The organism is Paenibacillus sp. O199, assembly GCF_001636635.1.
GTDB classification, from domain to species: Bacteria; Bacillota; Bacilli; order Paenibacillales; family Paenibacillaceae; genus Paenibacillus; species Paenibacillus marchantiae.
On record NZ_LGRP01000002.1, the window covers coordinates 60751 to 84910 of the forward strand.

Annotated in this window: 24 protein-coding genes; 21 read left to right on the forward strand and 3 right to left on the reverse strand. The window is 46.5% G+C overall.

All coding sequences use genetic code 11. From position 1 onward, the window contains the following. Window positions 1-6: 6 nt before the first annotated feature. The 8 genes from A6049_RS03570 to A6049_RS03605 all read left to right on the forward strand — a co-directional run bounded on the left by A6049_RS03570 (window position 7) and on the right by A6049_RS03605 (window position 7087). Window positions 7-483: a GyrI-like domain-containing protein gene (locus A6049_RS03570; RefSeq protein ID WP_063563301.1), complete on the forward strand. Its 477-nt coding sequence runs from the start codon at window positions 7-9 to the stop codon at window positions 481-483. Between the two features lie 99 nt (window positions 484-582). Beyond that, window positions 583-1131, forward strand: a complete 549-nt coding sequence (locus A6049_RS03575; RefSeq protein WP_063563302.1) for a glutathione peroxidase — start codon at window positions 583-585, stop codon at window positions 1129-1131. Between the two features lie 159 nt (window positions 1132-1290). Beyond that, on the forward strand, window positions 1291-2151 hold the full coding sequence (locus A6049_RS03580; protein ID WP_090949281.1) for an AraC family transcriptional regulator: 861 nt from the start codon (window positions 1291-1293) through the stop codon (window positions 2149-2151). A 55-nt stretch (window positions 2152-2206) separates the two neighbouring features. Continuing rightward, window positions 2207-2977: an acyl-[acyl-carrier-protein] thioesterase gene (locus tag A6049_RS03585; RefSeq protein WP_063563303.1), complete on the forward strand. Its 771-nt coding sequence runs from the start codon at window positions 2207-2209 to the stop codon at window positions 2975-2977. A 181-nt stretch (window positions 2978-3158) separates the two neighbouring features. Next, complete coding sequence (locus tag A6049_RS03590) at window positions 3159-3404, forward strand: hypothetical protein (RefSeq protein ID WP_063563304.1); 246 nt, start codon at window positions 3159-3161, stop codon at window positions 3402-3404. Between the two features lie 173 nt (window positions 3405-3577). After that, window positions 3578-4180 carry a nitroreductase family protein gene (locus A6049_RS03595; protein ID WP_063563305.1) on the forward strand — a complete coding sequence of 201 codons (603 nt, stop codon included), beginning with the start codon at window positions 3578-3580 and terminating at the stop codon, window positions 4178-4180. Window positions 4181-4328: 148 nt separating this feature from the next. Further along, window positions 4329-5960, forward strand: coding sequence for an S-layer homology domain-containing protein (locus tag A6049_RS03600; RefSeq protein WP_240321298.1), 1632 nt, complete (start codon window positions 4329-4331; stop codon window positions 5958-5960). 197 nt (window positions 5961-6157) lie between these two features. Beyond that, a complete protein-coding gene (locus A6049_RS03605) occupies window positions 6158-7087 on the forward strand; it encodes an NAD(P)/FAD-dependent oxidoreductase (RefSeq protein WP_063563306.1) in 930 nt (309 codons plus the stop codon). A gap of 135 nt (window positions 7088-7222) precedes the next feature. Here the strand turns inward: A6049_RS03605 and A6049_RS03610 are convergent, their stop codons facing one another. After that, a complete protein-coding gene (locus tag A6049_RS03610; protein WP_063563307.1) occupies window positions 7223-7411 on the reverse strand; it encodes a hypothetical protein in 189 nt (62 codons plus the stop codon). Window positions 7412-7585: 174 nt separating this feature from the next. On the opposite strand from A6049_RS03610, the gene A6049_RS03615 reads away from it, so the two are divergent. The 7 genes from A6049_RS03615 (at window position 7586) to A6049_RS03645 (ending at window position 12738) form a co-directional block, all read left to right on the forward strand. Beyond that, window positions 7586-8986: an FAD-binding oxidoreductase gene (locus A6049_RS03615; RefSeq protein ID WP_240321299.1), complete on the forward strand. Its 1401-nt coding sequence runs from the start codon at window positions 7586-7588 to the stop codon at window positions 8984-8986. Beyond that, on the forward strand, window positions 8983-9537 hold the full coding sequence (locus A6049_RS03620) for an MFS transporter (RefSeq protein ID WP_063563309.1): 555 nt from the start codon (window positions 8983-8985) through the stop codon (window positions 9535-9537). The genes A6049_RS03615 and A6049_RS03620 overlap by 4 nt, the downstream gene beginning before the upstream one ends. 116 nt (window positions 9538-9653) lie before the next feature. After that, window positions 9654-10007, forward strand: coding sequence for a DUF3243 domain-containing protein (locus A6049_RS03625; protein ID WP_063563310.1), 354 nt, complete (start codon window positions 9654-9656; stop codon window positions 10005-10007). A gap of 234 nt (window positions 10008-10241) precedes the next feature. Then, the gene (locus tag A6049_RS03630; RefSeq protein ID WP_063563311.1) at window positions 10242-10805 is read left to right on the forward strand and encodes a hypothetical protein; all 564 of its coding nucleotides are present in this window, start codon (window positions 10242-10244) and stop codon (window positions 10803-10805) included. 158 nt (window positions 10806-10963) lie between these two features. Continuing rightward, window positions 10964-11821 (forward strand): heme o synthase, encoded by an 858-nt coding sequence (cyoE, locus tag A6049_RS03635; RefSeq protein ID WP_063563312.1) that lies wholly within the window; start codon window positions 10964-10966, stop codon window positions 11819-11821. Between the two features lie 183 nt (window positions 11822-12004). Next, window positions 12005-12487, forward strand: coding sequence for a tetratricopeptide repeat protein (locus A6049_RS03640; RefSeq protein WP_063563313.1), 483 nt, complete (start codon window positions 12005-12007; stop codon window positions 12485-12487). Window positions 12488-12534: 47 nt separating this feature from the next. Then, window positions 12535-12738, forward strand: a complete 204-nt coding sequence (locus A6049_RS03645) for a hypothetical protein (protein ID WP_063563314.1) — start codon at window positions 12535-12537, stop codon at window positions 12736-12738. A 16-nt stretch (window positions 12739-12754) separates the two neighbouring features. Here A6049_RS03645 and A6049_RS03650 read toward each other — a convergent pair whose 3' ends face one another. Then, the gene (locus A6049_RS03650; RefSeq protein WP_063563315.1) at window positions 12755-13630 is read right to left on the reverse strand and encodes a LysR family transcriptional regulator; all 876 of its coding nucleotides are present in this window, start codon (window positions 13628-13630) and stop codon (window positions 12755-12757) included. Window positions 13631-13795: 165 nt separating this feature from the next. Between A6049_RS03650 and A6049_RS03655 the strand changes: the two genes are divergently transcribed. The 3 genes from A6049_RS03655 to A6049_RS03665 all read left to right on the forward strand — a co-directional run bounded on the left by A6049_RS03655 (window position 13796) and on the right by A6049_RS03665 (window position 18778). Further along, window positions 13796-14743, forward strand: a complete 948-nt coding sequence (locus tag A6049_RS03655) for a DMT family transporter (RefSeq protein ID WP_063563316.1) — start codon at window positions 13796-13798, stop codon at window positions 14741-14743. Between the two features lie 200 nt (window positions 14744-14943). Further along, window positions 14944-15969, forward strand: a complete 1026-nt coding sequence (locus A6049_RS03660; protein WP_063563317.1) for a LacI family DNA-binding transcriptional regulator — start codon at window positions 14944-14946, stop codon at window positions 15967-15969. Between the two features lie 259 nt (window positions 15970-16228). After that, window positions 16229-18778 carry a beta-mannosidase gene (locus tag A6049_RS03665; protein ID WP_063563318.1) on the forward strand — a complete coding sequence of 850 codons (2550 nt, stop codon included), beginning with the start codon at window positions 16229-16231 and terminating at the stop codon, window positions 18776-18778. Between the two features lie 117 nt (window positions 18779-18895). Here A6049_RS03665 and A6049_RS03670 read toward each other — a convergent pair whose 3' ends face one another. Next, window positions 18896-20890, reverse strand: a complete 1995-nt coding sequence (locus A6049_RS03670) for a beta-galactosidase (RefSeq protein WP_095205947.1) — start codon at window positions 20888-20890, stop codon at window positions 18896-18898. Window positions 20891-21082: 192 nt separating this feature from the next. On the opposite strand from A6049_RS03670, the gene A6049_RS03675 reads away from it, so the two are divergent. From A6049_RS03675 to A6049_RS03685, 3 genes are all read left to right on the forward strand, one after another. After that, the gene (locus tag A6049_RS03675) at window positions 21083-21922 is read left to right on the forward strand and encodes a helix-turn-helix transcriptional regulator (RefSeq protein ID WP_063563319.1); all 840 of its coding nucleotides are present in this window, start codon (window positions 21083-21085) and stop codon (window positions 21920-21922) included. A 110-nt stretch (window positions 21923-22032) separates the two neighbouring features. Beyond that, window positions 22033-22710 (forward strand): SOS response-associated peptidase, encoded by a 678-nt coding sequence (locus A6049_RS03680; RefSeq protein WP_063563320.1) that lies wholly within the window; start codon window positions 22033-22035, stop codon window positions 22708-22710. A gap of 250 nt (window positions 22711-22960) precedes the next feature. Beyond that, window positions 22961-24091 carry an NADH-dependent flavin oxidoreductase gene (locus tag A6049_RS03685; RefSeq protein WP_063563321.1) on the forward strand — a complete coding sequence of 377 codons (1131 nt, stop codon included), beginning with the start codon at window positions 22961-22963 and terminating at the stop codon, window positions 24089-24091. Window positions 24092-24160 lie beyond the last annotated feature (69 nt).

A 24160-nucleotide genomic window follows, 5' to 3' on the forward strand; every position in this document is an offset into this window, starting at 1 on the left:
TTATATATGGAAGCTAAAGTTGTAAATTTGCCTGCTTTTCAGGTGGTAGGTTATAAAATTGAAGCCACGGTTGAAGCATTTGAATCGGGTCTTGGCAAGATCCATCATGAACAACTGCTCAAAAGAAAAGAGGAGATTCAGCATCGGAAAAATGACAATGTCATATTGATGCAGATTTATCCTATGGACGCAGATTTTAATCCCAAGGAGGATGTGTTTACACATCTGATTGGTCATGAGGTGCTCGCAGACAGCGCTGCCCCACCTGACATGATTCTTCACGCATTCAAGGAAAGCCAATATGTGACTTGCACACACAAAGGGCTTGAATCGGAGCTTGATGCTACATATGATTATTTATACGCTCAATGGATTGGTGAAACGGGATATGAACTGAAGGACTATGATTTTGAAATTTGGGATGAACGATATCAACCTGAACATCCCGATAATGAGATTGATTTGTTCGCAGCGTTGCAGTAGTTATAGGCTTTTTTACGATACAGAATCTTCTATTTCGTATATAATAGAAATTCATATGAGTCTGTATAACTACATAACATCGCGAGGTGCACCAATCTTATGCCAACCATCTATGACTTTAGCGTAACCAAAACGAGTGGAGAACGTTTCCCACTCTATCAATACGAAGGAAAACCTGTACTGATCGTAAATACAGCGAGCAAGTGTAAGTACACACATCAGTTCGACGACATGCAGAAGCTTTATGATCGATATAAAGAGCAAGGGCTTCAGATCATAGGTTTCCCGTGTAATCAGTTTGCGGAGCAAGAACCGGGAAGCAGCGAAGAGGCGGAGACCTTTTGTCAGATTAACTATGGCGTGAAATTCCCCATGTTCTCCAAAATGGATGTCAATGGAGAAGCGGCGCATCCGCTGTTTGACTTTTTGAAAAAGTCGGGACCTTTTGCAGGCTTTGATGAGTCAGATGTGCAAGCGAAACTGCTAAAGCTGATGGTGGCGGACAAAGCACCGGAATGGTTGCATGGTGATGCGATCAAGTGGAACTTTACTAAGTTTCTGATTGATGCCGAAGGGCATGTGGTTAAACGTTTTGAACCTGTTGATTCGATTGACGAGATCCAGGCGAGTATTGAACAGCTACTGTAATTTATCTTTCACATTCCTAAAAGGCCATGACACGTACCGTGCAAACAAACGGATATGTGCATGGCCTTCTATATTTCAAAAGTCTATCCAGTACTATCCGACATGATGTGAAACGGGTAAAATGGTAAGAAACCTCTCCAGAACAGGAGGTACTTGAACGTGCCAAGTGTAATGCAATTTAGTGGTCCATTGGAATATAGCTATCGCTCCACCAGCACGTACGACCCTGGAGCATCGGACGGATTTCATTCGCATCCACAATATGAGGTGTACTATTTTCATGATGGCGAATGCACCTATCTGATTGGAGATCGAGTCTACAACCTTGAACCGGGTGACCTGGTCCTGATGCATGGCATGACCCTTCATCGGCCACATCCAATGCCAGGCAAACCTTATGTGCGAACGACGCTGCACTTTGATCCCTCGGCCATCCGCAGCAGTCTGCACCCGGACCGGGTGAGCGAAGTGTTAAAGCCGTTCGAAGAACTGAGAAACTGCCGGATCAATCTGACAGGCAATATTCGCTCCGAATTCGAAGCCTTGCTGTTGAGTCTGCATCAGCTTACCGTGAATCCGGGGGATTTCAAAGAGGAACGCATGAACGTTCGTTTATGTGACCTGCTGTATGTTATAGCTGGAATCTGCCGAGGCAGGGTCGAGGACCACCTTCCCTCTTCCGAGAAGGAGCGGCATGTACAGCATATCATTGCTTATGTCGAAACTCATTATATGGAGGACATTGGGCTGGATGATCTGGCAAGTGAGCTTCATCTGTCCAAGCCTTATCTGGCCGGATTGTTTAAAGAAATGACGGGTAGTACCATATTTAAATATGTGTATGACCGTCGCATTAATCAGGCCAAGCTGTTATTCCAGTTCCAGCCGGATATCAGTGTGACAGAGGCCAGCCGGTTGGCCGGGTTCAAACGTTTATCCCATTTCAGTCGAATGTTCAAACAAAGTGTAGGGTGTGCACCTGATCTGTACCGTAGTCGATTACATCGATCGTTTGATTAATGTAGTGTTATGGATCAAAAATTTTACATGCTGCACAGCCTGAGGAGGTTACTCAATGCAATCAGAACAACCATTCAAGCTTGATTACCGAATTGGATCAGCCGATGCCGATTACAGATCACAATGTCGTGCATCTGCTTTACTGAAGCATATGCAGCTGGCAGCAGACCGTGATTTAGCAGGTATGGGAGTTACCGTATCGCAGATACTGAATCAGGGATTGGGCTGGATGCTATTAACGACAGATGTCACAATCATGCGCCCAGCCCGATTGGAAGAAGAAGTATCCTTGCAGACGTGGCATAAAGAAAATAAAGGTGTGACATGGTTAAGGGATTATATCCTTACAGATCGAGAGGGAACACATCTGGCTGAGGCTCGTACAGCTTGGGCGTTGGTCGATCTGAAGAGACGCAGAGTCGTCAGACCATCAGCTTTACCTTTTGAAGTGAAATCGCATCCTGATTTATCCTTAGGTGAAGCCCCTGCTAAAGTGACGGTCCCTTCTGAACTCAGCTTGCAGGAACAATATCGTTTAACTGTACAATACAGCAGCACAGACAGTAATGGGCATATGAACAACGCCCGGTATGCAGACGTCTGTTGTGATGCATTAACACTGGATGAACTGGCTGCAGGTATGATCCGTCTGCAAATTTCATATCATCGTGAGATTCGTATGCAGGAGTTAATGATTGTTGAGCGTTCAGAGGTTACAGAGGGAGCTGTGTGGGTTCGAGGAAGATTGGCTGAAGAGAATGAGAGCATTATTTTTGAAGCCAAATTAAGTCTCGGAGACTCAACTGACTCGCCCAGCAATCAATAAAATGGAACTGAATACAAGTAGATGAAGTCAACCAGTCCGTTCTGGTTGGCTTTTTTCTATTTTTACCTCCTGATGCAGACATGGAATGCACCGGTTACGTTCATCTCATAATTCGCTCGTGTTTAGAAGCCAGACAGAAAAGGTAAAAGAAGGGTAAATGAAAACTGAGGAGGAATCACGAATGAAACAGCACACACCGGATCAAAATAACAAGGATGCACATAAGGATCGTTCCCATGATAATCCGGAGCAGTATCCGACAGAGCAGGAAAGTTTGCTTGACCGGCATGAAGAAGAGCAGACGGTGGACCCCATTCCAATGGAAGATCTGAATATGGAGAAGCAGGAAGAGAAGAATAAGGATCAGACCAAAAGCAATTCGTCATCGGAAGAGAAATATCGAGCAGATTATCGTGAGTCGCAGTGATCAGAATCAATTCAATTGCTGTTAAAAATGAGTACTTAATTCCCCCTATTCAAGAGGAAATGACTAAATGTACATTTAGTGAAAATAAAATAGTTTGTTGACTAATGTATGTTACTATATTATAGTTACTATGTTGGCAATTTAGGAAATACCATTTTGGGAGGCGAATATTTATGTCTAAATCTTTCTTTGAAGCGTTGAAAAACAGAAGATCTTATTATGGAATCAGCAAGGAATCCACAATCTCGGATGCTAAAATCCAGGAAATCGTGGAAGAAGCGGTAAAATACACTCCGACTTCATTCAACTCACAAACATCTCGTGCCGTAGTATTGCTCGGTGAACAACACGATAAACTGTGGAATCACACGGAAGAAATTTTGCGTGAAGTGGTTGGCAATGCAGAAGCTTTCCAATCTACAGCTGAAAAAATGGCTGGATTCCGCAGCGGATATGGTACAGTACTCTTTTTCGAAGACAACAATGTGATTGCGCAGCTACAACAAAATTTTGCAGCTTATGCGGATAACTTCCCGATCTGGGCGAACCAATCTAACGGTATGTTGCAACTGGTGATCTGGACTGCTTTGGAACAAGAGGGTCTGGGCGCTTCCCTGCAGCACTATAACCCGCTGATTGATGAGAAAGTCAAACAGGAATGGAACATTCCGGAGAACTGGAGACTGATCGCTCAAATGCCATTCGGCAAACCAACAGCAACACCAGGCGAGAAAGAATTCCAACCGATTGAACAACGTGTAAAAGTACACAAGTAAGACTTTTACCTGGATCGAAAGTCGACCTTAATTGAAAAGATTGAGGTGCCTCGTTTCAGCGAATTTCCCATTATTTAACCACATACGGCCTCGCTTCAATTTGATACGATGATGTAGATCGTACTCCAATGAAGCGAGGCTTTTTGATGTGAATAATAGAATATACAAACGTACCCGCCGAAAGCTATGGAATGCTATTTTGTGCGGCGTACTGGCGATAGGATCAATCACCATCGGTGAATCCACAGCTCAGGCAGCATCGGCTCAGCAGGTGTTCAAGGATACAACCTCCAGTTATGCCAAGGATGCCATTGCACATCTGGTAAAGGCGGGAATTGCTGCCGGAACCTCCGAGAATACGTTTGAACCCAAAAAGGCAGTCACTCGTGCTGAATTTGCAACATTTGCCGTGAGACTGCTAGGTTTGAAGCCCGTTAAAAACAATATTAATCCCTATAACGATGTCAGCATGAACGCTTGGTATTACGGCAACGTTGCAGCCATGACCAATCTTTCCATTCTTGAGGGCAAGAGTCAGGGCGTGTTCCAGCCAAACGCCTCCATTACTCGGGAAGAAGCGGCTGCACTGCTGGTGAGGATGCTGAAACAATCTTCCAAATCAACGAACCTTCTTTCATCCACATATGACGATGCAGCTGAGATATCTGACTGGGCACGTCCTTATGTGCAGACCGTATATCAGCTTGGATTGATGCGCGGCAGTGATGGCAAGTTTCGCCCGCATGACCAAGTGACTAGAGAAGAGGCAGCAGTGATGCTGGATGCCATTTTGCAAAAGAAAACCTGGTCAGACCAGCTGAAAGGTGAGGATCAGCTCGGTATTCAGCTGGGATGGCAATATAACGCCTCTACAGCTGAGTTCAAGAAACAGATCGAACAATCGGAAGCCAACACACTGGTTCCCCGTTGGTTCTTCCTGAATAGCAGCATGAAAGTCACGGATCTCACGGACACATCGTTATTATCATGGGCATCTGCTACGGACAGACAGGTATGGCCGTTGCTTGGCAATCGTTCTAACCCGGACCTTACCCACCAGATGTTATCGAGTACAGCCAACCGGGCGTCGGTGATCTCACAGGTCACCTCTTTGGTGAAAACATATAAACTGGATGGTATTAACGTGGATTTTGAGAACGTACTGCCAGCTGATCGTGAAGGAATGACCGCATTTATTACTTCCCTGGCAACGGCTCTGCATGCGCTAGGCGCTGTTGTGTCTGTAGATGTATCACCCGATCTGGGGACAGATTGGACCGATGCATTTGATTATGCGCAATTAGGCGCTGTATCGGATTACATGGTACTGATGGGATATGAGGAACATTGGAACGGCGATCCGCAAGCAGGGTCTGTGGCATCTCTTCCTTGGGTTGAAAGGGCTTTGGATACGATGCTCGCTGAGGTAGTTCGCGCCAAAACAATTCTGGCTCTACCCTTATATACACGGGATTGGTCTTCCGCTAATCCGGCAGCCAGTTCATGGGATATCACCCTGGCAGAACAGGGAACTCGTGCACGAGCTTCAGGTTCCGTGAGACGATGGGATGCAGATCTGGTCCAATATGTCATCGGCTATAACAGTAACGGTACGCCGAGATATATATGGGCAGAGGACAGTCGTTCATTGTCCGCGAAAGTAATGATGAGCGGAGAGCGTAATATTGCCGGATTGGCCTACTGGTATATGGGCGGAGAGACGGCAGATGTATGGAATGCCATTTCGAACGCTTCACGATTTGAATCATACATTTTCTAAATTCCGAAATTATAATTCTTTCTTAAACCGACCCAAACACACCGTTATTCAGACGGATGGTTTGGGTTATTTTATTTTGGTAAAAGCTAAGTTGTAACGGATTACGTTTGATTTTGGTTGAACGGTGTAAATGGATAGAAGGATAGTGAACTGTCCAATAACATATAAGAGATAGAAGCATAGGAGGGAGATGGAGCATGCGAGAGTATGATTGCATTATAGTAGGTGGAGGACTCGCAGGACTTCAGGCAGCTATTCAGATGGGGCGTTACTCTTCTCATCGGGTGTTGGTAGTGGACGCAGGAGAAGGCAGATCAACGTTATGCCGAACCTATCATAATATTCTTGGTTTCCCCGATGGAGTATCCGGTGAAGAGCTGCGCTCCAAAGGCAGAATGCAGGCTGAGCAGACTGGAGTAAATTTTGAGAAAGACCGTATCATTAAGGCAGGACGCCGGGGAGAACAGATTCAATTGTTCGGTTCTTCCGGCTCTGAATATATGGCGAAAACAGTCTTACTGGCAACTGGACTAACGGACAGGATACCGGCGATTCCGGGATTAAGGCCTACGTTGGGAAGAACAGTATATGTGTGCCCGGATTGCGATGGATATGAGATTCAGGATCAGCGCACGATATTGCTGGGTGCAGGCGAAGCCGGTGCAAATATGGCTATGGTTTTGATTCAACGTACCAATGAGTTGTTGTATATCAACCATGAGCAGTCGCCAATCTCCGCTGAGCTTCATCGAAGTATGAAAGAGGCAGGAGTTCGTTACCTTGAGGCCGCCGTCCAAGAAGTGCAACAGATGGAAGATGGCCATATTACGGGTGTGCTGACGGAAGATGGACAGATTTTTGAGTCAGAGCGTGGATTTGTTGCGTTTGGAGGCAATCGTGTACATTATGAACTGGCAGAGCAGCTTGGAGCCGTCATCGCGGATAATAAACACGTCGAAGCCAACGCGCGAAGCATGCAGGCCGCGCCTAATGTATGGATTGCCGGAGATCTGGGCTTGCACGCGGAACAAGCTACGGTTGCCATGGGCGAAGGTTCGATTGCCGCGATCTGGATTCACAAGGCATTGCAACAGATGAAAAAGGAAAATAAGGTGAAGCAGATCTAAACGCAAATTAAAACGCAGATGGTGAACAGCCCCATTCATAGAAAAAAACAATTTTAAAGTCCCCCGACCGTTAAGACAAAGGTTGGAGGACTTTTTGCGTTGTACGCAAGCTGTTTACAAAAGTATGGTCTGAAATTATTTGCTGTTTGTATTGCGGGTCTCTGTTGTTTTGGCTTTGTGAGGATGGGTGATATTGTCTACGATTTCTCCTACGGCTTCTTCAATCATGTCCGTTGGGCCGGGGTTGTTCGGGTCGGGTTGAATAATTGTATTCACACCAGGCTGTAGATCCTTGTTTTTTCGTTCTTTTTTATGTTCATTCATGGAAAATTCCTCCTTATTCGGGTATGTTTAAGGTGTTCCTTAACATATCCAATCCTTGTGATGTATATGTAAACGATTAACCAATCAAATCAAATTGAAACGCTAGGTGTTAGGGGAGGAGGAGTTCATCTGTTCAAAAAAACGAGCATGCTCCTGTTACTTCTGATTTTATGTGTGTGGACATATTGGAGAACGGATAGCGATGATCAGAATCCGTATTTGATTACCGACTACAGCCGCCTTCATCCGGTTAAGGTTGAACGTGTGGTCGAGGGTCATGAAGAGCAGCAGCTCGTTGAACTGCTCAAAGAAGCTCGAGAGCAGAATCTGACGATATCGATTGCTGGGCAGCGCCATAGTCAGGGAGGACACACTTATTATAAAGACGGCATTGTCATAGACATGACCTCGTATAACAAAGTGCTGGAAGTCAATACCGATGCCAAAAAGGTACGTGTGCAGGCTGGGGCGACCTGGGCTGACGTACAACGATCCATTAACCCATATGGACTGGCGGTCAAAAATATGCAGTCCCAGAATATTTTCACCGTAGGCGGATCTATCAGTGTAAATGCACATGGTCGGGAGCTTCATCAGGGTTCCTTGATTGAAAGTGTCGATTCCTTTCATCTCTTGACGGCAGATGGTCAGATTCGGCAAGTGAGTCGCACGGAGAATGCAGAGCTTTTCCCTCTTGTGCTTGGGGGTTACGGACTGTTTGGCGTGATTTTGGACGTTACGTTGACGTTAACGGATGACGAAGTCTATCGTCTCACAACTGAGCAGGTGCAGGTTGAGGACTACCCGACTTATTTTCAAAAGAATGTCCTGGGAGACCCGATGATGCGTATGCATCTGGCCCGAATTTCAGTTCAGCCCGGTGAAGGCTATTTTCGCGAGATGTACGCATTGAATTATGCCTCTGATCCAATGGCTTCACTGGATGATTATGATCATCTGGATGAACGTGAAAGAGGCGTGCTTACCAGCAAACTTCTGTTCAACCTGAACCGTGAATTCCAATGGGGGCGGGCCTGGTTTTGGCCGCTGCAACAGCGGTATTTCGAGTCACAGGATGGCAAGAGGCTCAGCCGCAACAATGCGATGGCTTCTGCGTCTTCCTTCATGGAGTATCATCAGCCGGGTGAAAATGATCTGCTGCAGGAATATTTTATTCCGGTGGATGTCTTCCCCGCATTTGTACAGGAGATGGGAGAGATTGTATCCCAGGAGCAATTGGATTTGCTCAACATTACAGTCAGGTTTGTGAAACATGATGAAGAAGCTGTGCTTTCCTATGCGACGCAGGATATGTTCGGCCTTGTCTGTTTATTTCACGCTTCATTGTCTGAGGTAGAACAAGAGAAGTTCAAGGGCAGTATGCAGCAGCTGATAGATGCAGTCCTTCGATATAACGGAACATATTATCTGCCCTATGCAGGTTATGCAACTTCAGAGCAATTCGAACAGGCTTATCCTCGGAAGAATGAGTTTTTTGCAGCCAAAGAAAAGGTGGATCCGAATCATTTATTTATGAACTATTTTATGGAGCAGTATGGAGGAAATCATCCATGAATATCAAGTGGCTTGTTCGATCTCAAAGTATCGTTACGCTCGCTTCGGGCATGATTTATCCGTATTATCTTTTGTTTCTCAAAAATCTGGGTAACAGCTTCTCCAAATATGGGCTTGCCTTTGCCGTATTTACAATCAGTTCGGCTGCTGCTTCGCAATGGCTCGCTCTCCGGATGGATCGACACGCCAAGCAGTGGCTCAGTGTAAGTTCGGTGGGGATGGCCGCAGCCATGATTGCATTTCCGTGGGTCATTTCCTACATCTGGGTGCTGCTGCTGCAAATGATGATGGGGACATGCAATGCGATGCAGCGAATGAGTGAACGGGTGCTGCTCGCCGATTATACGGTGGCTGGGCAACGGGGCCCAGCTGTAGGTAACTATCATTTCTGGACATCTGCTGCTTCAGGATTTGCGGTTATTGTTGGCGGTGTGCTGATTGATTGGCTGACGATCGATGTATTATTTTATCTGAGTGCCATGCTGTATATGTGGGGAGCTCTGGCAGTATGGCGATTACGTAGCATTTCTGAGGAAGCAGCTGATGGCTAAAGGATAGAAATGGTCTGATTAATCTCCAGCGAGAAGTTTATATTATAGATAACCTGGTATGATTAAGCATTTTGCTTACATTCCACAAAGCGAGTATTCTCAAGGAGGTTTTTCAGATGAATGAACAAAATCATGTTATCCATAAAGATGGACAAGTTTCAACCGACAAGGTAGACAATGCGATTGATAAGATTGCGCCGGAGGAACGGGAACAGATTTTACAGAACTTTGATGCCTTTAAAGGATATCTGGGCAAACGAATTGCAATGGGAGAATCGATTGGACTGGGTGAGGAGCAGATGGCCAAAATCGCTGAGAAAGTAGCCGACTATTTGGCAGCCCGGGAAGAGCCGCGTAACCGTGAAGAGAAGTTGCTGCAAGAACTGTGGAATGTCGGGAAAGAGGAAGAGCGCCATATGCTGGCTCATATGCTAGTGCGTCTGGCACAAGGTTCAGCCCCGAATCATTAAGATTGAGCTGAAATTAAAAGCTAAGCCAATAGAGACTCTGGATGCCATGGCATTCAGGGTTTCTTTTTGATGACACCTATTGTAACTATTTTTCATCTGGCTGATACTTTTGCAGTGTGTACACCCAGTATGATAGGGAGAGTAAAAGAAAGATTAAATATTCATATGAGCGTTTGAAGAGAAAGCCTTCCGGTTAAGGAATAGTAACGTTCATAATAAGGAGAGATGCTGCCTATGAAGAACGCGGCGAAACAATGGAAATTACGAATGCTGGGTGCGGCTGTTGCCTTGCTTGGCATGATTGTGCTTGCTACATATTTACTTACACCAGCGAACGCTGAGGAGAGCACGGACTCTGTACAGGCTTCTGCCAAAGCGCAGGCTGCAAACTCCGAGATGTTTACAGCGTATGTGGAAGACATACAGCATGAGAATGGTAAATTGTACTTGATTGTAGACAAGATTGGCTGGTACCAAGGTGCAGAGGCTGATAAAGTTTTTGAACAACGCAATCCGGGCTCTGGTATAGATGGTGCTCCTGATGGTTATTATATTGTCAATGACAGCAAAGAGCAGGAAAAGGTAGAAGTAAGTGCTAATGCTGAAGTGTTGATGCAGTTATATGATCGCGATGGTACAGTGTCGGGCACCACTATTCAATGGAATGAGTCCGTGGCGCTCAGCAAATTCGAATCTTTGTATGACAATACCAATATTCTTGATCTGTCCGTATTCCCGTATCACCTCACTGTACAGGACGGAAAAGTGATCAAAATTGTACAGCAATACATTCCATAAAATTAGATCAAAATGCAACGGTTAAGCATTCCTCCGGTTCCATTGAACCGGCAGGGATGCTTTTTGGTTATGACAAATTCATGAAGGAGATTGTAATTCATGGTATGTACATGTATCATTATAGGAATGGTGTTTTTACATAGTTCAGGAGGCTTCTCATGCTTAAAGACATGATTGCATTAACGAAACCCGGACTTTTGCGGCTGAATGTGTTTGCGGTAGCGGTAGGGTTCTGGGTCGCTTCAAAATGGGATATCTCGTGGATATCTCTGCTCATGGTGTTGATTGGATCAACCTTGGTCATCGCTTCGGCATGTGTTATTAACAACTACTGGGATCGTGAGTTGGATCAGAAGATGGAGCGCACCAAAAAACGGATTGATTACATCAATCATCTTAAACCCAAGTTTGTATTGGGGTATGGAATTGTTCTTGGTGTGGTTGGTTTTGTGCTGCTGTACTTCCTGGTCAATCCGTTATCCGGTTGGATGGCACTGCTCGGATGGTTTGCTTATATCGTGATCTACACGATGTGGCTCAAACGCAGCTCGACCTGGAGTACATCATTGGGTGGAATTGCGGGGGCGATGCCGCCTGTAATCGGTTATTGTGCGGTAACCAATCAGATTGATGCAGGTGCCTGGTTGCTGTTTGCGCTGTTATTTCTGTGGCAGCCACCTCACTTCTGGTCACTCGGGATTCGCAGAGTGGAAGAATATCGTGCAGCCGGTTTCCCACTGTTGCCGGTAGTCAAAGGTGTGAAGCGCACAAAGGTGCAGATGATTCCTTATGTATTTCTGTTGCTTCCTGCTGTATTTCTGTTGTATTACTACAACTACGTTGGGCTTGTGTTTCTGCTTGTATCCGTCATTGGTGGTCTGATCTGGTTTGTCCATACACTAAGCGGATTGAAAACTCAGGATGATGAGAAATGGGCCAAAGTTAACTTTCTGATCTCCGTCAATTATCTCATGGTTGTATTCATTGTCATGGTAGCAAACACAACCTGGTCCTGAGCGAAACATCACTTTTGTAAAATATTCGAATATGAAGGTGCCAGGTTAGCTGGCACCTTACGAAAAAGCACGCTGTAGAATAGACTTGGACAACCTGTGGTTGTTCCGGCATACTTCTCGGGGTGTTTTTTTGCTATAATTATACTTTGGAAAATGATTTTGGAAGAATGGGAAGTGGAGTAGATGAAGGATTTACAGCAGGCTATCCTCTTGAGAACGGAGGGGAAAATGCAGGAGGCGATAGAGCTGCTGCAGGAACTGGCGTTACAGGAACCAGACAATGCACAGGTTTGGTACCAGCTGGCTTGGGCTCATGATTCACTTGGACTGGAGCGGGCAGCGGTACCGCATTATGAGAAGGCTCTAAGTCTAGGGCTTTCGGTTGAGGACAGGACAGGTGCCATACTCGGACTTGGCAGCACATATCGGACTCTGGGGCAGTATGAGCAGGCGAAGGCCTGGTTTGAAAAGGGATTAAGTGAATTCCCGGAGAACCGGGAATTTGAAGTTTTTCTTGCCATGGTGCTCTACAATCTGGGCGAGCATGCGGAGGCAATGAAGCGGTTGCTGGTACAACTGGCTGATACATCAAAGGATAAGGGAATAACCGACTACAGCAGAGCCATCCGTTTCTATGCAGACCAGCTGGATCGGGTATGGGATTAAACCTAACGTATTCGAGCGATAACACCTAATCTAAAGGAGATGATTGGATGAAATCGAATCACGAACAAGAACAGGTGCACGAAAGACTTGAACGGCTTGAGCAGAAGCTGGATTACCTGGCAGAAGCTCAACAGGCGAACAGACGCTCACCCGGTGTACGCTTTCTGATTGGTTTTGCAATTGTGATTGCCGTTGTATTTGTTCTCATGCTGGTCATTGGCATTATACAATTTTTTAGTAGTAGCGGTTGAGTCAACGGAGGACCAATTATAACGATGGAGTTAGCCATTCCTGTACCGCTTCAATAAAACGACGCGAAGCGGGGGACAGATTGGTGAGAGACGGGCAAGCGATGCCAATGGTACGATAAGGATCTCCAGTGAGTGGAACAAGAGCGAGCTCGTTCGTATGGTGTTGAAGAACCATTTCAGGCAAAAGACTGATGCCAAGACCGTTTCGAACCATCGCCATGATGGCCTGATCTTCGGCGACCTCATAGACCACATTCAGCTTGGCCGCATGCTGTCGGATCAACCGTTCGATCTCGTTATCACCACCCCATTTAGGCAAAATAAAGGGCTGTTCCAGCAATACATCAAATGAGACAGACTTCTCCGTAGCGAGTGGATGTTCAAGAGGCAGGATGCACATCATCCTGTCTTTTTGTAATGGAATTGTCTCAAAAGGCGAAGAATCGCCAAGGGACAGAAAGCCAAGATCGATGGCGCCTCCAGCCAGCCAGCCTTCAATTTCTGCGTAGTCCCCTTCCCACAGCTTAATTTCGATTCCGGGATGACCGAGGCGAAATTGCTTCAGGATGCCAGGCAGCCACTGCGTGGATACACTAGCGAATGTGCCAATACGAACGGTTCCAATCTCGGCGCCGCGAATCAACGAAATTTCCTGGTTCATCAGTTCCGTCCAACGCAGAAGTTCACGAGTATAGCCCAGAATCCGTTCCCCTTCGGCAGTTAGTCGTACACCAGAGCGGCCTCGATTCAGCAGCGAAAAACCACACTCGGTCTCCAGACTGGCGATCGCATGACTGACCGCTGATTGGGTAATATTCAATGCTTCTGCTGCTTTGGTGAGGCTGCCGTATTCCACTACGGCATTCAAAATTTCGTATTTGACCAATGACATGAAAGATTCCGTTCCTCTCTTCATTTAATACATGAGTTTATTTCATATTAACTATTATAAATATTCATTTTTATAATGCAAAGAGATCGTTTATACTTGCCAAGGCGAGTTAGTTCGATAGAGCCTCGGATAGATTATAATACATAGAATGAAGGTAGAAGCAAGATGAACGGAGTACGTGCACCACAAGGTCAAGCATCAAGAAGAGCGGATTTACAGATGCTGCTCGCAACGGTAATATGGGGATCATCCTATCTGTTTATGAAATCAGGACTGGAGTCCATGCAGGAATTGAATCTGGTCGCTTTCCGGTTTGGAATTGCCTTTATCGCGGCAGCTGTCCTTTTCCATCGGCGACTGTTCAGAATGGATCGAGGAACGCTTGCAGCAGGGGCTATTATGGGAACAGCGTTATTTGCGGCCTTTGTATTTATCACTTATGGAGTACAGCGCACAACGGCTTCCCAGGCAGGATTTTTGATCAGTTTGGCAGTGATCTTTGTGCCCATCCTGACGACAATTCTGCATCGCAGAATGCCAGACTTGCGGTTAACGATAAGTATTCTCGTGGCGGTAATTGGGCTCGCATTGTTGACACTCCAACATGAGCTTAGCCTGCATATGGGGGATATCCTTTGCATTCTCGCAGCATTAATGTACGCGATCTACATTATGATTGCTGGCAAGTATACGCCGAAGCATGATCCACTAACGCTGGGAACGGTGCAACTGGGCGTTGCAGCCCTGTGGGGGCTGGCTGCTACATTTGTGCTGGAGACACCACGTTTACCTGAAACACCTCAATCTTGGGCGGCCATTCTGGGTCTGGGAGTACTGTGCAGCGGCATTGGCTACATTTTACAGACTCTTGCCCAGCGGCATGCTTCACCAACGAGAACGAGTCTGATCTTTTCACTTGAACCACTGTTTGCAGCAGCATTTGCATTTACCTTTCAAGGGGAGTCCCTTACTCTGCAAGGGTATGCGGGTGCAGCACTTATGCTCATTGGTGTTCTGATTACAGAGATCAGAGTCCCTTATCCGTTATTCTGGCGCAGAAAGCGGACAGCATTACAGACTGAACTGGGAGATCAGGGAGCACCGGGCGTATAACTTTGAAATAAAGCAAGAGTTCTTCCATCAACTTCATTGTGAAGCAGGTGGAGGAACTTTTTTGTTATTTATCCAGCAGAGATTCAGAATCTATAGCAAATTATCAACCTAACAAAATGAAACTTTTCATAACTTGTTTTGTTGAATCCCTTTTTTTATGCTACACTAAATGAAAAATAAAGGAAAAACGGGTGAGAAGGATGGCCAAAAGAGTAACCATGCAGCAAATTGCCGATGCTGCGGGGGTATCCAAATTCGCAGTTTCTCGTGCGTTGACCGGTAAACCCGGTGTCAGTGAACATACCCGGGAGATGATTGTCAGAACGGCAGGACAGCTCGGATATTTCAAAGCTGAACCGAAACGTTTCCTAGTGGAAACCCCTGCTGAACAGGAGATGAAGATAGACAGACAGGGGACTATTCTGATCTTGTTTCCTAACATTCGTTCGCAGAATCGATCCTCCCTGTACTGGGGTCCCATCTTTGACGGAATATCTGCACGCCTGAATGAGAAGGGCATGGATATCCTGACCTTGACGGAACCTTCCTCAGATCGCATGTTTTCGGTGCTGAATCCTGAAGCCATCAGCGGTATTATAACTGTCGGTTCCATTTCCACATCCGTATTGCTCGAGATTTATCGACTGCATATTCCACTTGTGATGGTTGATCATGAAGACCCGGCAATTCATGGAGATACGGTGTTTACAGATAACATGAAATGTATGCAGGAACTGGTGTTGATGCTCGTTGGAAAGGGTTACAGACGGCTACAGTTTGCTGGCGAATTGCCTGATGCAGCCAGTTTCAGAGAACGATGGCTCGGCTATCGTTCGGTACTGGAAGAGATGCAGCTGCAAGTTTCGCAGCAAGCAGATTTGCTGGGACCTGATCTGGATCACATTCGGGAATCGATTATCGCCATGAAGATGGAGGATATCCCCGAAGTGATGGTATGTGCCAACGACCACATGGCCGCTGTTGTGATTGGTGCACTCCAAAGCAGGGACATTGAGGTGCCAGAGCGCTGTGCAGTAACCGGGTTTGATAATACCCGTGCAGATGAGCCTATTCTTGCTACGGTGCATATCGATAAGGAGAATCTGGGCAGACGTGCGGTGGACCAGTTATTATGGCGGTTGGAGCATCCGGACGGGCCTTTTGAAAGAAAGCTGATCTATTCGGAACTAATCATTCGTGATGAGTACAATGCTAGTTTAACGTGAAGCTAACGAACGTAAATTTAGAAATGTAATATTAACACACGCCAGGACCCTATAAACTTGGGGTGAAAAGACATGGAGAGATTGGTCTTCATGTCTTTTTTTGTTATCGGATATGTTTTTTTGAAATAATCCACAAAACAGATTGACTGAATTGAGCATATCATGTTAATTTTGTTTTGTAAGTTATTTGTTTTTATAATAACAAAACATAACAAAATGTTTTTTTTAAAAAAATACTTCAATGATAACGGAGGCTGTCATGAGTAAAATACAATCGCAGACTTTTCAGAATTGGACGTTCAAGGCTTGTGAGGATCAGGAATGGATGCCGGCTCACGTACCCGGCTGTGTGCATACGGATTTGCTGAAACTGGGTAAAATACCGGACCCTTTCTATGGAACTAACGAAAAAGAAATTCAATGGGTCGATAAGAAAGACTGGGAATATCGCACGGAATTTGATGTGAATGAGGCACTATTGTCGTCGCAGCATCTGGAGCTGGTCTTTGATGGTCTGGATACATATGCAGATGTGTATGTGAATGAACAACATCTGTTGTCGGCAGACAATATGTTCCGGGTGTGGACAGTCGACGTGAAATCTGTTGTAAAGGCAAGTGGCAACGTACTCCGAATACGTTTTCGTTCTCCGATCAATGAAGATCTGCCGAAGCTGGAGAAACTAGGATATGCCCTGCCTGCATCGAATGATCAATCTGACGTGGGGGGATTAGGCGATAAAAGAGTGAGTATTTTTGCACGGAAAGCCCCGTACCACTATGGTTGGGACTGGGGTCCACGTTTTGTAACCAGCGGAATCTGGCGCGAAGCACGCCTTGAAGGCTGGACGGACGTACGAATTAATGATGTATTCATTCAACAAAATGAAGTAACCGCTGCTTCCGCTTCGCTCACTGCGGTCGTGGAAGTGGAGTCTACGCAATCGATAGAAACAGTTATTCGAGTAGGAACGGATGAACAGAGTTGGGAGCAGGCTGTAACCCTGAAACCGGGCGTCCAAACTGTGGAGGTTCCAATCTCTATTGTTGAGCCGAAGTTGTGGTGGAGCCGCGGATTGGGTGACGCGCATATGTATTCTTTCCATACGAAAGTGATTCAGGGCGAACAGGCTGTGGCTGAGTCTACAGTCAAAACGGGTATTCGGTCCATTCGTCTGGTTCGTGACAAAGATAAAGCGGGAGCATCCTTTTATTTTGAGTTAAACGGAGTTGCTGTGTTTGCCAAAGGTGCGAACCACATTCCCAACGACAGCTTCATAACAGAAGTGACACGTGAGCGCTATCTGCATGAGATTGTATCTGCTGCCGAGTCGAACATGAATATGCTCCGTGTATGGGGTGGTGGCTTCTATGAAGAAGACGTATTCTACGAGTTGTGTGACGAATATGGTTTGCTCGTATGGCAGGACTTTATGTTTGCTTGCAGCATGTATCCTGGAGACGAGGCTTTCCTGAATAGTGTGAAGCATGAGGCGATTGATAATGTGAAACGTCTGCGTAATCATCCAAGCATCGTGCTGTGGTGTGGTAATAACGAGATTGATTCAGCGTGGGCACATTACATTGAGGATGGCGGCTGGGGTTGGAAAAAAGATTACAACGCGGAGCAAAGAGAACGCATTTGGGCGGATTACGAAGCTATTTTCCATGATCTTTTGCCTGAAGTGGTTGAAGCCTATGCTCCTGGTGTGGATTATTGGCCTTCTTCACCACTGGTATCACTGTCGGGAGACGAGAAACAGCATGCTCACCCATCCACATCTGAAGGGGATATCCACTATTGGGGTGTGTGGCATAATGTGGAGCCCTTTGAGAACTACAACGTTCATGTTGGACGCTTCATGAGTGAGTATGGCTTCCAGTCCTTCCCTGAGTATGATTCGGTTCGCAAGTATGCGGAGGAAGAGGATTTGGCATTGGAGTCTGAAGTCATGCTGGCGCATCAGAAGAACGGGGCAGGTAATCGTCTGATTAAACAATACATGGATATGTACATGCATGAGCCGAAGGATTTCCCATCCTTTCTCTATATGAGCCAAGTGCTTCAGGCTGAGGCGATGAAAACAGCCATTGAGGCTCACCGTCGTCGCAAACCGTTCTGTATGGGAACGCTCTACTGGCAGATGAATGATTGCTGGCCGGTGGCTTCCTGGGCGGGTATGGATTACTTCGGACGTTGGAAAGCATTGCAATATTACGCGAAACGCAGCTTCAGCGATATCTTGGTATCGGTAGATGGTACGAAGGAAGATGTGACAGATATTTACCTCATCTCGGATCAGCTTGAACCTGTGAAAGGCAAACTCCAGATACGCCTGATTGGCTTTGATGGCACGGTATATCGTGAGGAAGAGCATGAAGTCGCTCTGGCATCCAACTCTGGTCAACAGGTGCTGTCATTGAGCCAGGCGGAATGGCTGGAAGGTCGCGATGCTGCAACAACATTGCTGCGTATTGATCTGAAGCAGGATGGGGCATCCGACATCACACAGGAACATTATTTTGCACCTTCAAAGGATATTACATTGCAACCAGCGCAAATTAAGGTAACCGAAGTTACCGAGAATGATGGCGTGCATCTGGTCCTGGAAAGCGATGTACTTGCAAAACAAGTATGGATTTCTACTGAGGCAGAAGGGGTGTTCTCGGACAATTTCTTCGACCTCATTCCGGGTATTCCTGTGAAGGTCAAGTTCACCTCCAGAGGGGAATTACAGGGATCTGATGGTACTGTCTCCAAGGCGGGGGCCATCCAGGTTCGTTCCATGGCTGACTTTATCAAATTGTAATCAAGTAAGATTGGTTTATGTTGTTAACGCCCAATTCTTTAAGGCCCGGATGCACTTGATGTGCATACCCGGGCCTTTTCATGGTTCATTTTGTTTTAAGCGCAGATATGTTACATATTATTGAATCTCCAAGATTTCGATATCATACGGCTCCAGTTCCAATCGAGGTCCTTTCATAGTTCCATTCAATGCACTTTTGTATGATGCTTGCAACGGAATGAAGACAGATTCAGGACTTAAATTCAGGATGAAACGAAACGTTCCATTCGGTCCTGAGCGGGTTGTCACCTGGACACCGTCTGGCAGGGTTTGAATCCCGGATAGGCCACATTGTTCAGCGATGTTTTGCAGTAACTGGCTCAGATAAGCTTCATCCGGCTGGGTCGCTACATAATAGACAGCACCTTTACCCCAGTTGTTTTGGGTGACAGCCGCACTTTCGGCATAAAATTGATCCGCATAAACCGCAATCGCCTGTGCCGTGTCCACTTCCAACACATCAGCCCATTGTGAAGCAGCATATGTATTGCCCTTCTCATCCCGAATCTGAATTTGGTCACCACCGACGGGATCATATTCGGTAACACGCACGCCCGAGCAAGAAGATAACATACCTGGAAGTGGCTCCATGACACAGACGTTGTTATCGTTTTTGACACCGGTGCGATGCGTTAAGACCAATATGCCACCATCCGCTGCAAAAGCTTGCAGACGTTCCGCGGTGCTCTCGTCCAGCAGATACAAGTGCGGTGCGATGATGATTTTGTAGCCATCGAGCGCTTCCGAGGAATGGATAACATCTGTACTAATTCCCCATTTGGTTAGGGCACGATGCCATACTTTTATATTTTCGTAGTACTCCAGTGCTTCCGCCTGTGGCTGAATTCGTAGAGCGTTTAACTGATCATGCGAATGCAGGATGGCGACTTCGTTCTGCAATGTTGAGCCTTGCAGGCGTTCACCCAGACTGTTCACTTCGGTACACAGTTGCTGAAACTCCTTGAACCGTCGCCCTGGAACATTGCTGTGATCAATCAGTCCGTGCCAGAACTGTTCTGCTCCTATAGTGGCACTGCGCCAGCGGAAATGCACTACCGCATCCGCTCCACGGGCAATAGTCTGCCATGAGTAAGCACGCAAGAAGCCGGGCTGGGGTGTACGCCACATCGGAAACCAGCATCCTGGAGGTCCGCTAAGCTGCTCCATAATCCAGAAATTGCGGCGTTTGATGCCACGTGTTAGATCTAGCGACAAAGCGCCACTGTAAGGTGCGGTGTCCGTTTTGTTAGGTGAAGGGTTGGGATAGTAATCAAAAGAAGCGAAATCCAGATCCTGACCGATTTTATATTGATCTGCCTTTTGCGGATAGCTATGAAAATTATGAGTGACAAAATGATCGGGACAGTTATGCCGAATGATCTCAATTTGGATGCTTTGAAAAGCCACAATGGAATCCGACTGAAAACGGGAGTAGTCCAGCAGGAACGAAGGATTCTGAAACGGAGAGCCGCCATATGGTGGCGTCACCTGTTCCCAATCGCTGTATTCTCCACTCCAGACAACAGTACCCCAAGCCTGGTTGAGCTGCCCTAGTGAAATGTAACGGGCTCGAACCCACTCGCGAAAAGCCTCTGAACAAGCAGTACACTGACAATCCGTGAAACTGAATTCATTATCAGTCTGCCAGCCAATTACAGCCGGATGTCCTGCATATCGCTCGCTCAGCTTCTGAACAATTCGTGCACTGTACGTCCGCATGCTCGAACTGTTATAACAGCGGTGGCCGCGGACTCCTTCATGGTACAACTGTCCACTTGGCAGCATCGGCAGAATATCAGGACATTTTTTGGTGAGCCAGCGTGGTGGTGTCATCGTTGGTGTACCGATCACCACCTGGAGCCCATTGCGATGAAGGGTATCGAGCGCCTGATCAAGCCATGTCCAATCGAATTGTCCATCGGCAGGCTCCATTCGACTCCAGGCAAATTCACCCACACGTACAATACGTACACCACTATCGGCCATTAATTGGGCATCCTGCTCCCACAGATTAGGGTCCCAATGTTCAGGATAATAATCAACACCCATTTGAATAGGTCGGTTTTGGTTCATGTATGCTAATCTCCTTTGGTCTGGAACATAATGATTTTCATGCACGCTCAAGCCAGTGCTTAATGACTCCACTATCATCATCTTGTGGAAGAGTGTCGAGTCTATTTCATTTTATAATGGATAATGAGAGGGGAATATAATAACATGTTGCGATAGGGTATCATGATCTTGCTATTTTTGGGGGAAGAACATATGCGAAACCATTGGTTTATGCCGGAGCCCGGGCATGCAGGGTATGCATGTTATCCAGTAGCCTACGGAAGATATCTCGATCCAGAGCACAAGGAACATCGTCCGCACGGAATACGAGAGTATAATTTGCATCTGGTTTTCAACGGACAGGGTGAAGTGAGAACCGAGCAGGGTAGCGTTCGATTAACGGCTGGACAAGGTTTTCTATATGCGCCGGGACAGGCGCAACAGTATTATGCCGATCCATCTGATCCCTGGGGTATCAGATGGATTCATCTGCAAGCCCACGATCTGGAGCGGCTGCTAGGCTTGCGGAATCCGGATAAAGTGTGGCTCTTTTCATTCTCTGGCGAGGAACGTTTCGAGGAGTTGCATGAACAATTATGCCAGCTCGGTGAAGGTTATGAGAGTGTGCATGAACCGAAGTTGTCGGCGTTACTGTATGAGTTGCTAGTTGAATTGGCACGAAATTCGGAGTCAATAGAAGGGACGTCATTACTGAACCATCAGGATACAATCCGCTCAACAGCCGATTATATTCGTCGTCACTGCACACAACCGCTAAGTCTTGCTGAAATGGCGGATATAGCGGGATACAGCGTGTATTATTTTAATCGCATGTTCAAGAGTATCATGGGTGTTCCGCCCGGCAGGTATCTGCTGGACTGCCGCATTCTGGCCGCGAAGAAAATGCTCGTAGACTCGGAACTATCCGTGAAACAAATTGCTTCTCAGTGTGGATTTACACACAGCAGTTATTTTATTCGCATGTTTCGGACCTATATAGGGATGACCCCGCAGCAATTCAGGCTTCTCTATAGCTCAGGCACTGGGAAATAGGAAGATTTCACACGATTACTAATGCTTTCTATACAAGCATGCATAATTTCCCTGCTATTACAAACAATACAATCAAATTCAATTCAAGCAGGGAAAGGAAGTGCCTGAGCATGTGTAACCGTTTTTCATTGGCAGCCGATTTGGATGAGGTCAGGGATCATTTTAAGATTCAACGGGTGATGTATTATTACAAAAACCGTTACAATATCAGCCCAACCCAGCATACACCGATTATTTTGCATCAGGATGGTGAGCGGGTATTGGACGAGTTCCGATGGGGATTCATTCCGTTCTGGGGACGCGATGCAGTCAATGCCAATCTCATGACGGTGCATGAGAATCCAGCCTACTACAAGCTGGTAGAGACGAAGCGTTGTGTTATCCCATGCAATGGTTTGTATTACTGGCGTCAAGAAGGCAAGAAAAGCTATGCAGTCCGAGTGGTTATGCCGGATCGCGGATTGTTTGGCATAGCGGGATTATACGAGGTATGGAAAGATACGCGCAAACAGCCACTGCGTACCTGCACGATGCTGATGGCGGGAGCGAACATGGTTACACGGGAGTTTGGAAGCAAAATGCCGGCGATTCTGTCTGAAGAAGAAATCAATACCTGGCTGGATCCGGCGAACACACGCGTGACACAGCTGCTGCCGTTGTTGAAATCCTACAACAGTACAGAGATGAATCTGTATCCGGTTACTCCGATGGTAGCCAATGATGAGCATGACTGCTATGAATGTGTGGAAGAAATGGACCAGAAGCTGGCATACGTACGCAGTTTCTAAGCTAACCAAGCAGTTTTATGAGGCGGAGAGTTGTAAGACACTCCGTCTTTTTGGGTTGAGAAAGAAGAAAAAAGTGTAATGGACAAAAGGCGGAGAGTGAATGGAGCAGTGAGCTTTAAGCATCGAATGGATAAGGGGTGAAAATGAAAAGTTGCAATGTGAGTGAAACGTAACTATAATCATTACAGTGAGCGAACGCATATATTCATATATCTATTAAAAGAGATATTAAATCAGGAGGGAACCACGAATGAATCCAAAGTATAGCCCAATGTTTGAACAAGTTTCACTGCCAAGCGGCATTACGCTGAAAAACCGGATCGTGCTCGCTCCAATGACTCATATGTCCTCAAATCCCGATGGTACTGTATCAGACGCTGAACTTGCTTATTATGCACGTCGTACTGGCGGTGCTGGTATGTCTGTTACAGCGGTAACCCATGTAACTGCGAATGGAATTGGTTTTCCGGCTCAATTTGGAAGTTATGACGATAGCTTTATTCCCGGTCTGAAACGTCTGGCCGATACGATTAAGCAGCAAGGTTCCAAAGCCGTACTGCAAATTTTCCATGCAGGTCGTCTCACGCCAGAACAAGCGGTGCCAGCGGGTCAAGTCGCTGCTCCAAGCGCTGTTGCCAGTGAGCGTCCGGGATCTCCTGTACCAAGAGAGTTGTCTGATGACGAAATTACGTCCATCATCAAGGACTTTGGAGAAGCAACCCGCCGCGCCATTGAAGCTGGCTTCGACGGTGTTGAGATTCATGGTGCGAACGGTTATCTGATTCAGCAGTTCTTCTCTCCGCATTCCAACCGACGTGAAGATCGTTGGGGTGGAAGCATCGAGAAACGTCTCACATTCCCACTGGCTGTGGTGGATGAGGTCCAGAAGGCTGTAGCTACACATACGAAATTGCCGTTTATCGTTGGATACCGTTTCTCCCCAGAAGAGCCGGAAACACCGGGACTGACCATGGAAGAGACGTATGCATTGGTTGATGCGCTGAAAGATAAAAATCTGGATTACCTGCATGTATCCGTCAACGAGTTCTGGTCCAAGCCAAGACGTGGTGAAGCAGATACTCGCTCCAGAATTGAATTTATTCTTGACCGCGTGGATGGTAAACTGCCTGTCATTGGTGTAGGGGCCATCCATACGGCAGATGAGGCAGCCGAAGCTCTTCAAAGTGGTGTGCCATTGCTTGCGATCGGTCGTGAGCTGATTATCGAGCCTGACTGGGTTGAGAAAATCGAAAGCGGACGTGAAGAAGATATTGAGACGATTCTCACCAAATCGGATCAGGAACGTCTGGTTATCCCTGACGGTCTGTGGAATGCAATTATTCACACACCGGGCTGGTTCCCTATGGCTGACGATAAATAAGACACAATTTCATTCGAAATGGAGGGAGCGTAAGCTCCCTCTTTTTTGCACCCTGTGCGCCCTCGATGA